The following is a 10,231-nucleotide window of genomic DNA, read 5'->3' as shown; positions in this document are numbered from 1 at the left end:
CGTCGTCACGATAGCTGTTCTCGAACGCCGACAGGTCAAGAACCTCGACGACGTCGAGCACCTTCCAGCACAGGTGCTCGGGCGGCAGCCACTCCTGCACATCCCGCGGCGCCCCGGACTGGGAACGGTTCAAGCGCAATGCTGCGGCAGCCGGCCTGACGGCGTCGGGCGCGGGGCGGAGTCGGGTACGGAGGGCTCGTCCGTCCCCAGTGTCGGCGCGGGGCTCGGCTCGGTGACCCGGCAGGCGCGTACGTTCCCATGGACCCGCACTGGCCGGCCCGGCGTCTTGCCGCTGTGATCGCAGCCGCGGGGCTGGACACGATCCTCACCCAGCCTTCGGTGCGCAACGCCATCGACTGGCCCGATGGCCTCACGGTGCTGGACGTCGAGGCGCCCACCCCGTTCGGGAGGACCGCGGCCCGCACGGCGGCGGACCTCCCGGTGACACCTCGTGACGTTGCGTACGTGATCTACACCTCGGGCTCCGCGGGCGTCCCGAAAGGGGTGGTGATCGAGCACGGGTCGGCGGTCAACACGATCCTGGACGTCAACGACGAGCTGTCGCTCACCGCGGACGACCGCGTTCTCGGCCTCTCGGCTCTCCACTTCGACTTGTCGGTCTACGACATCTTCGGCCCCCTGTCCGTCGGCGGCGCGGTCGTGCTGCCCGGTCCCGAAGACGCACGCGAACCCGGCAACTGGCTTTCCCTGATGGCCGAGGAGAGCGTCACGGTGTGGAACGGCGTTCCCGCCCTGATGGCCATGATGTGCGAGTACCTGACATCCTCGCAGTCCACAGATCCCCGGCCCCCGAACGCCCCGTCCGCACTGCGCGCCGTCCTCATGAGCGGGGACTGGATTCCCGTGGCACTGCCCGGCGAGATCCGGCGGTTCTTCCCCCGGGCTGCGCAGTGGAGCCTGGGGGGCGCGACCGAGGCTTCGATCTGGTCGATCTGGCATCGGATCGTGCCCGAGGACGCGGCGTTGCCGTCCATCCCCTACGGCACGTCCATGCGGAACCAGAAGGTCTTTGTAGCGGACACGCTCCTGCGGGCACACCCCACTTGGGTCGTGGGGGAAATCTGCATCGCCGGCATCGGCCTGGCCCGTGAATACCTCGGCGACACGGAGAAGACGGCGAAGAGTTTCACCGTCTCCCCGTACAACGGAGAACGCGTGTACCGGACCGGGGACTGGGGACGTCTCCTGCCCAACGGCGAGATCGAGTTCCTCGGTCGCGACGACATGCAGGTCAAGATCGGCGGCCACCGGATCGAGCTGGGCGATGTGGAAGCCGCGCTGCTGCGAGGCCCAGAGGTTGCGGGCGCTGTCGTCACGGCCCCGGGCGACCGCAGACGCAGGCGACTGGTGGCGCACGTCGTGCTGGAGGCGGGCGCCGGGCAGACGGGCGCGGACATCAAGAAGGCCGCGGGGGAATTCCTGCCGCCGTACATGCTTCCGGCCCTGGTGACCGTGTGGGACGCACTGCCCCTGACAGCGAACGGGAAGGTGGACCGCGCCTCGCTGGCCCGGCATGAGGAGGAGCCGGACACGGAAGACGAGAACGCCCGCCCTGCCACGGAGGAGGAACAGGCCCTGCACCCGCTGTGGAAGGACTTCTTCGAAACGTCCTCGCTCTCCGTCCTGGACAACTTCTTCGAACTGGGCGGAGACTCCCTGCAGGCCGTACGTCTGATGGCGAAGGTGAGGAAGGAACTAGACGTCTCCCTGCCTGTTTCAGCACTCTTCTCCGCACCAACGGTCCGGTCGCTGGCCGTCCGCGTACAGGAATCGCGCGCGGCCGCGTAACCGCGCAGGTGTCCGGCTGGTGCCAGTGACACCAGCCGGACACGTTCGTCGGGCGGCGGACCGACACCGGGGAGACGTGCGCGAGGAGTGAGGTCCGCGTTCCTGCTCAAGGGCACGCCGCCCGGCGAACCGATCGCGGCGATCCGGATCGCCACCGGTGACGCGCTGCTGGCACCGGCCGTGACGCGGCGCCCGCCCGCGGAGTTCGCCCATCGCCCACAGCCCTCGCGAGCACTGCCGAGCACCCCTGACATCGTGACGGGAGCCCTCACACCGTCGCGGGGCGCAGCTCGCGGAGGATGCGGGACAGGTCGTCCGGGGCGGCCCGTCGCCGAGGACGATGTGGGTACCGAACAGATGCGGGTTGTGTTCCGTGTGCTCCAGGAAACGGGCGGCCACGAACACCTCCTCCGTCTCCCTCTTCCTCCCCTCCTCCCCGATGGACTCCGCGACCGTCCGGGGCGTACGCACCCGGGTAACCCGCCAGGCCAGGGCGAACAGGATCAGCGTGGCCGACGAGCCCGAACAGGGCGCCGCCGCCTCGCCCCGGCGAGGCGAGTGGGCAGCTGGTCGATGTGCCTGGCCGTTCGTCGGTGCCGTCCGCCGCGCCCAGCACGATCCTGGCCCGAAGTACCTGCCGAACCTGCCCGGATGCGGACGCGACGATTCGTTCCAAGCACCTGCGAGTGGCCTCGTCCAGCACCACGGCCACCGCCGTCGCCTGCCCCATTCCCCGCTTGTTATTGGTAAGCCGGTTCGTCTTGCTGTGTCGGTTCGTCGGCGGGCTCGGTGGCCTGGCTCGATGCCGAGCGCAGGAGGACGGCCACGAGCACAGCTGCGGTGGCCATGGCCGCGCCGCCGCAGCGCAGTGCCAGATGGAGCCCTTCGACGAAGGCCGTGTTCACGGCGTCATGGACGGGTACGGGCAGCACCTGGGTTCTGCCTGCTCCCGTGCCGACCACCGAGTCTGCGATGCCCTGGCGGGTTTCAGGGGGAACACCGAGCCGATCGAGCGATCCGGTCAACGTGGCGGCCAGGCGGCTGGTGAGAACGGCTCCCAGGGCGGCGACGCCGACGACGCCGCCGATCTCGCGCAGCATGTTGAGGGTCGCAGAGGCCATACCGGCCTGGGCGAGAGGTACGCGCTTCATAACTGTGACGGACACCGGTGTGAAGGTCATCCCCCCATGCCGATTCCCATAGCGAACAACACCCACAGATACTCCCGGTAGTGGGCGTGCTGACCGTAGAGCGAGAGGCCGCCGAGAGCCGCCGCGCACAGGGACAGGCCGGTCACCAGAGGAATCCGGGGGCCGCAGCGCGCGGTGAGTGTGCCGGACAGCGGCGCGGCGACGACGATCACCGCGGTCATGGGCAGCCCCGCCAGACCCGCGCTCGCCGGCGCCCAGCCCATCAGGTCCTGCATGAGCAACGGCAAGAAGAACGACGCCCCGAACATCCCGAAGCTGATCATGAATCCGCTCACCGCGGCTCCGCTGAGCACCGGATCCCGGAAAAAGTGCGGGTCGAGCATGGGGTCGGTGGTGCGGAGTTCGACCGCGACGAAGGCCAGCAGGGCTACTGTCGCCGCCGCCGCGAGGGTCAGGACACGGGTGTCGGTCCAGCCGCGGGCCGGTCCTTCGATGAGTGCGTAGACCAGGGCGCCGAAGCCGAGCACCGAGAGCAACTGGCCCGGAAGGTCCACTCGCCTGGCCCGGCCTGCGAACTCCGGGAGCGCTCGGGCGGCGAGCAGCAGCCCTGCCACTCCGATCGGGACGTTGATCCAGAACACACTGGCCCATCCGAACGCGTCCACCATCGGCCCGCCCAGGACCGGGCCGATCGCCAGACCCAGGGCGGAGACAACCGGCCCAGAGTAACCTTCGCCGAAGACGCCAGCCAGATCCGCCGCCACCGCACTCCCGCCGTCATGAGCGTCCTGCGCGACCTCGCCCGTGCCACCCTCCACCGCTCCGGTTGGGCCAACATCGCCAGCGGTCGACGAGCCCACACCCACCCCGCAGCCGCCCTTACCCTCCACGGGATTCCGTGATCAAACCGGGCGAACGCGACTCTCCCCGGGGCCCTGAGGCTACTGAACTTGATTGGGTGATGTCGGCCCGTTCGCCTGACAGCAGCTGAGCCGGGTCGGTAGCTGTGTGGTGTGAGATACGCGCAGGGCGGCGGTTTGACCGATGCCAAGAGAGCCGCGAGGGAGCGGATCCGGCTGGAGGCAGTCAGTCGCTTCGAGAGCGGTGAGAAGAACAGGGAGATCGCGGCCGCGCTGCAGGTCAGTGAACAGTCGGTGGAACGCTGGCGCCGGCAGTGGCGGGAGCGGGGTGAGGAGGGTGTCCGGTCGAAGGGATCACCAGGACGCCCGAGACTTTCCGCACTCCAAATCGCGCGGCTGGAACGTGAGTTGGAACGGGGTCCTCTTGCTCATGGCTGGGCGGATCAGCGGTGGACGCTGGCGCGGGTGAAGACGTTGATCGGGCGGTTGTTCCACGTCAGCTACACGGTGGAGGGGACATGGCGGTTACTGAAGCGTCATGGCTGGTCCTGGCAGCAGCCGGCTCGGCGAGCGATCGAACGTGACGACGAGGCAGTGGAGTTGTGGAAGAAGGAGGTGTGGCCGCAGGTAAAAGCACGGCGGCGGCCCGCGGAGCCTGGATCGTCTGCGAGGACGAGGCCAGTCAGTCGCTGAGGCCGCCACGCGCGAGGTCCTGGGGCCGGGTCGGTCACACCCCGGTCGTTCGAGTCCGGGGCCGGAGATCGGGGCGGGTTTCGATGGCGGGGATGGTCTGCTTCCGTCCCGGAGACCGGTCCCGACTGATCTACAGCTTCCGTGTCCACCGGGGCCGCAAGGGCGAACCCAAGGGGTTCACCTGGCAGGACTACCGTGACCTCATCGTGCGGGCACACAACCAGCTCAAAGGCCCCATCGTCCTGGTCTGGGACAACCTGCGTACCCATCTCATGCCGCAGATGAAGGACTTCATCGCCGCGAACGAGGACTGGCTGATCGTTTTCACTTTCCGTCCTGCGCACCCGACCTCAACCCGCAGGAGGGCATCTGGTCTCTGGTGAAACAGACGATCGGCAACCTCGCCGCCGCGAACCTCGACCAGCTCGCCACCACAGTGAAGCGCAGCCTCAAGCAGACCCAATACAGACCACACCTCATTGACAGCTGCCTCATAGGCACCGGCCTGACCCTGACGAACTGACCCTCGATCCACCGCGTGAATTCTGATCTTCGATTTCGGGTGGGATGCCGGTGATGTTTTCGGGCTTGGGCAGCATGTCTTGCCGGGTGGCCGTCTCGGTGGCGGGTTCTCCGAAGGTTCTTCCTGGTCGTGGGCGGGCGTCGGGCAGCTGGGTCAGGTGCGCAGACGCTGTCCGGTAGCGGTCCACAGATCGGTGAAGTCCGCTTCCCAGCACCAGCGTTGAGGAAGGTGCAGGGTGATCGTCCGCGCCCTGGTCGCGATCCGGGCCGGGACATGGATGAGGTGGCGGCGGATGGTTCCGGTCCTCGCTTTGGCGTGGAAGACGGAGGCGAGGTGACCGGCAGCCCGGGTGAGGTTGTAGGCCGCGGCGGCCAGGGTCAGCCAGGCGGCGTTCGCGGTGAACTTCCCCGAGGGCAGGTGGCCGAGGGCGGAATCCTCCAGGTCGGCGAAGACCTGCTCGACCACGGCGTGTTCGCGGTGCATCGGCTCGGATTGGGCGAGCTCGAAGCGGCTGTCGGTGAAGATGACGTGGTGGCGCCAGACGCCGAATAGCTCGGCCTGGCCTTCGGGGACGCTCTTGGGGTTGAGGCGTTTCACCCGCCGCACGATGAGCCGGGCCGTGGTGTGGAACTGCTTCTTCTTACTGGTGAACGCGGTGAAGGAGATCTCGGCGATCTCCGCGTCGGAGACCCAGCACTCATCCTCGTCGTCCCAGACCGCGGCGGTGTACTCGATTGGCGTCCAGGCGTCCTCGGCGATGTTCGCGATGGCCTCGCGGACCGTCTTCTTTACCGCGACCGCCAGGGAGAAGCGGACGCCGGCCGTGCGGCAGGCGTCGACGACCTTGTGGGAGAAGTACGCCGAGTCGGCGCGCACGACGATCTGCGCAGTGATCCCCATCGCCCGCACCGTGGCCAGCGCCTCGCGCAGCAGACTCGCCGCCCCTTTGCCGGAGCCTGCCGAGCCCTTGCGCAGCCTCGTTGCGACGATGACCGGCGCGCACGTGCCCGTCTTGACGGTGACGATCTGGAAGTGCAGGCCGCGGACCTTCGTATAGCCGAACGAGGCGCCCTGCTTGGCCGGCCCGTAGACCTGCTTGACCTTGGAGTCGATATCCACGAACGCCACCTCGTCCGTCTTCGGCACGAGCCCAGTGTGCGCGGCCAGCGTGCAGGTGAACGTCCTTGTCGCGGACTGGAGTTGGCGCACATGTCCCCAGGTGAAGGCGCGCAGAAACGTACCGAGTGTGGACGGGGCCCGTATCCCGCGAAACAGGCGGGGCAGCCCGCCGTGCCGCAGGACATCCAGGTCGTCGATGCTGTCCGCGCCCGCCACCATCCCCGCCACGATGGACATGGCCTTCGCGTCAGCAGCCGTGCCCGCGCCGTTCTTCGCGCCGGTCAGCCTCACCTTCTGGGCCACCAGATTCGCCAGACCGCAACGCTCGGCCAGCCGGATCGCCGGGACCAGCCCGGCATGCGCGATCAGATTCGGTTCGTCGAACGCGGCGAACACCGCCGCCGGGCTGTGGGAAGATTTCACTTACGAGGTGCCTTGCTGGTTGAGCCTGATGGAAGCGTAGAGAACTCCCATCATCCCAGGTCAGCAGGCACCTCTTCTCGCTTCCCTCTCCACAAAACACCCGTCACACGGTGGATCCAGGATCAGCCCTGGCAGTGCGACTTGCACCCACGGCGCGACGTGAGACTCTTTTTAGAGCCGAGTGCGCGGCAAGCTTCAATGTCCAGCGACGTCAACGCAACGAGTCCGCGTGAATGCGCTTTCGCCTCACCTATGCCCACCCACGCGATCACTTTCGCCTCGCCTATGCCCACCCACGCGATCACCGAATATTCGGTGGTCTGTTGGAACCGGGATCGACGCAGGTCGAGAGCTTGATCGGGCGGCGTCTGCAATATCGGATCCGCGCAGGTCACGGGAAGTCGCCGAGTGCAGCAGCCCCGAATCTGACAGACCACCGATATGTACCCGCCAGGTGACCTCATCCGCGAAAGCTGAAAGGAAACACGCATGAACGCCCCTTCCGTTGGACCCCCTCTTGCCGGCACGTCCTACATGGAGCTCTTCTACGCGGAGATCGAGGGCATCGGTCGACACATTCGAGACACCCAGATCACTGGAATCTGTGAGGCGATGAAGGTCGCCTACGAGTGTCAGGCCTCCGGCGGCCGGATCTTCTCGCACGTCCTGGTGGGACACTTTGCTATGTTCGCGGCAAGCCCTGGCATTCCCGGGCAGCCCTCGGTGCTGCCACAGCGTGCCGACCGGAACATCTCAGCGGATTACAACCAGATGAAACCGGGTGACTTCTTGCTCACGAACGGCGCATCGCTCATCAACCCCGACAAAGGAACCATTCCCGATGTTGGCCCGGACGAAGCTCGCGCCCGAGGCGCGTACACCGTCGGCATCACCTGCAGTTATGCCCGCTTCTATAAGACCCCTATCGGGTCTTTCTTGCCGGTCAAGATGAGCACCTCGCTCGAGCAGATTTGCGACCGTGTGCTCGACAGCGGCTGCACTTGGAGTTGCGGCGTGATCTCGACTCCAGCAATTCCCGAGTTCAAGATCATCTCTTCTAGCGGTCTCTCGCAATTCCTGGTCTATTGGGCCTGCACGGCCGCTTTGTGCAAGCAGATCAGTACCGAGGGATCCGATGACGGCACTGGCGTGGCCCGTGAATACCTCGACAATGCCCTGAGGAGCTTTGAACGGATCCGCGAGCACGAATTCGAGCTGATCGATCGCGTGGCGTGTGCCTGGACCGACCGCATCCTGCTCCTCGCAGAGGCCGCAGATCCCCCGCGCCTTCTCGTGTATGGGCATCCACAGGCCGGAACGCCCTACGAAGGCACTCAAAACATGTTTGTTAATGAGGCCTACGAGACTGCCGCTGGCAGCATGATCATGCAGCCCTACGACTTGTACAAGACGCAGCTCAAGGCCAACGACATCGTGCTCATCGGCGCGATCAGCCCCGACAACAGCGACGAGATTCAGGTCGCTCAGTACGCCAAGCAAATCGGCGCGATGGTCGTCGCCTTTGGCCCCTTCGATGGAAATGGAGGTGTCGGCTCTCTCAGCGACTACGTGGATGTTGCCATCAACACGCACAGCCGCGACGGCGCGGGCGTCCTCGACATCCCGGGCTTTGACGAGCCGGTTTGTCCGATCAGCGGGCTTTCTGGGAATCTGGTGCTCTGGCTGCTGACTGCTCAATGGACTTATCGCATGGTCCAACGCAACCAGACGCCCAACTACTGGCAAAACTACTGGGAAGTCGGGGCGATCGAATACGACGATCAGGCCCAAGGGAGCTTTCTCGAGCGCGGCTATTGAAGCCCTGGCGGCAGCGCTTCCCAACCACACACCGTCCTTTCTCGATTATGGAGTCCTGAACATGTCTACCCCGTCTGTGAGCATCGGTTCACGTCCCGTCGTGCTCAGCGACCGACAAGGCTTCGACCGGCGCTGGTTCGCCTCGAAGCTCGAGGCAGTTTATGTCCCCAAGAACGATGCCGAAACGGTCACACAAGTCAGCGAAGCCATCTCCCGCTACGGGCGCGACGTCAAGGTCGTGTCCGGGCGCCACTGCTACGAGAACTTCATATACAACGGCACGACCAAGGCCATCGTCGACATGTCTTCGATGAACCGTGTCGGCTGGGATGAACGACGGGCCGTTTTCTTCATCGAGGCAGGTTGTGAGAACTGGTCCGTTTACCGAGTCTTGCTAAACGGTTTCAGCAAGACGCTTCCCGGAGGAAGCTGCTACTCGGTCGGTGCCGGGGGTCACATCACCGGCGGTGGATACGGACTCTTGTCGCGATTGCACGGTTTGATCGTCGACCACCTCAGCGCGGTCGACATCGTGACCTGGAACGCGTCGTCGAACAGCGCTGAGCTGCACCACGTGTCGGCGACGAGCGCCTCGAATGACGAACGAGACCTCTTTTGGGCCCTGCGGGGGGCCGGATGCGGCAATTTCGGTGTCATCCTGCGCTACTACTTTGATGAGCTGCCCGAGGCCCCGGAGTTCGCTTCGATCTACACCCTCTCCTGGAACTGGGCATCGATCGACACGGATTCCTTCGCGGACTTGCTTGCCTGCTACGCAGAGTTCGTGAGTGACATGCCCGAGACCGAGTTCAGCTTGCTGAAGCTCACGCACGTATCGTCCGGGCAGCTCGGCATGATCGTCCAAGCCGTGTCCCCCGAAGGGGCCACTCGCCTCGACCACCGGACCGAGGTCGAGCGACGGTACACAGAAACGCGAACGCGCTTCGGGGCGATCGTCGACCATACGCCGTTGCGAAACCCGCTCGGCGGCCATCCAGGTTGGACGACGGCCCTTATAGGCAACGAGAGCGTGCAACACGTTACCTACCTCGAAGCGCTGCAGACTCTGAACGGTTCGGGGCCCAACCAGTTCGGCAAGTACAAGTCCGCGTACATGAACAAGGCATTCCCGCCGAATCAAGTTGCTGCGATCTACCGCTGGCTCAACACGACCCCAAAAGGTGTCTCCGAGTCGGATATGAGCCAGAGTCTCTTGCAGGTCGACAGTTACGGGGGGGCCATCAATCGGGTTGCTCCCGGCGCGACCGCAGTTCCCCAACGCGACGCGATCATGAAGCTGCAGTATCAGACCTACTGGCTCAATGCCTCGCGTCCTGGCGAGGGAAGCCAGGCCCCCTACGATGCCCAAGCCGACGCCCATCTGGGATGGATCAACGAGTTCTACCGAGAGGTCTACGCCGAGTACGGCGGGACTCCCGACCCGGCCAATGATCCGAGCGGAACGGTTGCAGGCGCATACTACAATTACCCTGACGGCGTTCTCGGCACACACACCAAGGGCAACGTCGATGACGCGCTGTGGCTCTACTTCCTCGATAACTTCCGCAACAACCAACGGAACCTCGTTGCCGTAAAGCGCCGCTGGGATCCGGCGAACATCTTCCATCACGCGCAGTCGATTCCAGTGGAGTGAGGTGATCTCACCGTAAGCATTCAGTAGGGTCGGGGACTGGCGCGGTGGCCTGTGAGGGCTCCGTTTCCAGCCCCCGCCCGTCAAACTGAACCGCCCCGTGTCGAATGGAGACTCGATTTCATGAAAGGATCGGGTCATGGCACGACCTTCCCGTTACCCGCTTGAGCTCCGCCGTCGTGCG

At 65.4% G+C, this 10,231-nt stretch carries 9 protein-coding genes and 2 pseudogenes; 8 read left to right on the top strand and 3 right to left on the bottom strand.

Annotated features, from left to right (window positions below; all coding sequences use genetic code 11):
• Nucleotides 1–255: 255 nt before the first annotated feature.
• The 3 genes and pseudogenes from ABZ826_RS37880 to ABZ826_RS37870 form a co-directional block, all read left to right on the top strand.
• A pseudogene (locus ABZ826_RS37880) lies at nucleotides 256–1,497 on the top strand (amino acid adenylation domain-containing protein); the annotation flags it as partial.
• Nucleotides 1,474–1,809 (top strand): phosphopantetheine-binding protein, encoded by a 336-nt coding sequence (locus ABZ826_RS37875; RefSeq protein ID WP_361458951.1) that lies wholly within the window; start codon nucleotides 1,474–1,476, stop codon nucleotides 1,807–1,809. The pseudogene ABZ826_RS37880 and the gene ABZ826_RS37875, both read left to right, overlap by 24 nt.
• A gap of 93 nt (nucleotides 1,810–1,902) precedes the next feature.
• Nucleotides 1,903–2,040: pseudogene (locus ABZ826_RS37870) on the top strand (DNA-binding response regulator); the annotation flags it as partial.
• A gap of 509 nt (nucleotides 2,041–2,549) precedes the next feature.
• Here the strand turns inward: ABZ826_RS37870 and ABZ826_RS37865 are convergent.
• Together ABZ826_RS37865 and ABZ826_RS37860 are read right to left on the bottom strand one after the other, a co-directional pair.
• A complete protein-coding gene (locus ABZ826_RS37865; protein ID WP_361458949.1) occupies nucleotides 2,550–2,975 on the bottom strand; it encodes a hypothetical protein in 426 nt (141 codons plus the stop codon).
• 11 nt (nucleotides 2,976–2,986) lie between these two features.
• A complete protein-coding gene (locus ABZ826_RS37860; protein ID WP_361458947.1) occupies nucleotides 2,987–3,778 on the bottom strand; it encodes an MFS transporter in 792 nt (263 codons plus the stop codon).
• 195 nt (nucleotides 3,779–3,973) lie between these two features.
• Between ABZ826_RS37860 and ABZ826_RS37855 the strand changes: the two genes are divergently transcribed.
• From ABZ826_RS37855 to ABZ826_RS37845, 3 genes are read left to right on the top strand one after another with little or no spacing between them, the layout of a single operon-like run.
• Nucleotides 3,974–4,513 carry a winged helix-turn-helix domain-containing protein gene (locus ABZ826_RS37855; RefSeq protein WP_361458945.1) on the top strand — a complete coding sequence of 180 codons (540 nt, stop codon included), beginning with the start codon at nucleotides 3,974–3,976 and terminating at the stop codon, nucleotides 4,511–4,513.
• Nucleotides 4,423–4,896: a transposase gene (locus ABZ826_RS37850; protein WP_361458943.1), complete on the top strand. Its 474-nt coding sequence runs from the start codon at nucleotides 4,423–4,425 to the stop codon at nucleotides 4,894–4,896. The genes ABZ826_RS37855 and ABZ826_RS37850 overlap by 91 nt, the downstream gene beginning before the upstream one ends.
• Nucleotides 4,893–5,036 carry a hypothetical protein gene (locus ABZ826_RS37845; protein WP_361458941.1) on the top strand — a complete coding sequence of 48 codons (144 nt, stop codon included), beginning with the start codon at nucleotides 4,893–4,895 and terminating at the stop codon, nucleotides 5,034–5,036. The genes ABZ826_RS37850 and ABZ826_RS37845 overlap by 4 nt, the downstream gene beginning before the upstream one ends.
• A gap of 153 nt (nucleotides 5,037–5,189) precedes the next feature.
• Here ABZ826_RS37845 and ABZ826_RS37840 read toward each other — a convergent pair whose 3' ends face one another.
• On the bottom strand, nucleotides 5,190–6,578 hold the full coding sequence (locus tag ABZ826_RS37840; RefSeq protein ID WP_361458939.1) for an IS1380 family transposase: 1,389 nt from the start codon (nucleotides 6,576–6,578) through the stop codon (nucleotides 5,190–5,192).
• 489 nt (nucleotides 6,579–7,067) lie between these two features.
• Between ABZ826_RS37840 and ABZ826_RS37835 the strand changes: the two genes are divergently transcribed.
• Together ABZ826_RS37835 and ABZ826_RS37830 are read left to right on the top strand one after the other, a co-directional pair.
• Complete coding sequence (locus ABZ826_RS37835; protein ID WP_361458937.1) at nucleotides 7,068–8,396, top strand: hypothetical protein; 1,329 nt, start codon at nucleotides 7,068–7,070, stop codon at nucleotides 8,394–8,396.
• 61 nt (nucleotides 8,397–8,457) lie between these two features.
• Entirely contained in the window at nucleotides 8,458–10,050 is a 1,593-nt protein-coding gene (locus ABZ826_RS37830; protein WP_361458935.1) for an FAD-binding protein, read from the top strand.
• Nucleotides 10,051–10,231: the final 181 nt, after the last annotated feature.

The organism is Streptomyces sp. NPDC047515 (assembly GCF_040643055.1).
Taxonomy (GTDB): domain Bacteria; phylum Actinomycetota; class Actinomycetes; order Streptomycetales; family Streptomycetaceae; genus Streptomyces.
The sequence above is the reverse complement of the archived record's forward strand: the minus strand, read 5'-3'. Positions and strand labels throughout refer to the sequence as shown.

Excerpts from the sequence above, each read along its gene's own strand:
- ABZ826_RS37830 (WP_361458935.1), top strand. The coding sequence starts at position 8,458 with ATGTCTACCCCGTCTGTGAGCATCGGTTCACGTCCCGTCGTGCTCAGC.
- ABZ826_RS37835 (WP_361458937.1), top strand. The coding sequence starts at position 7,068 with ATGAACGCCCCTTCCGTTGGACCCCCTCTTGCCGGCACGTCCTACATG.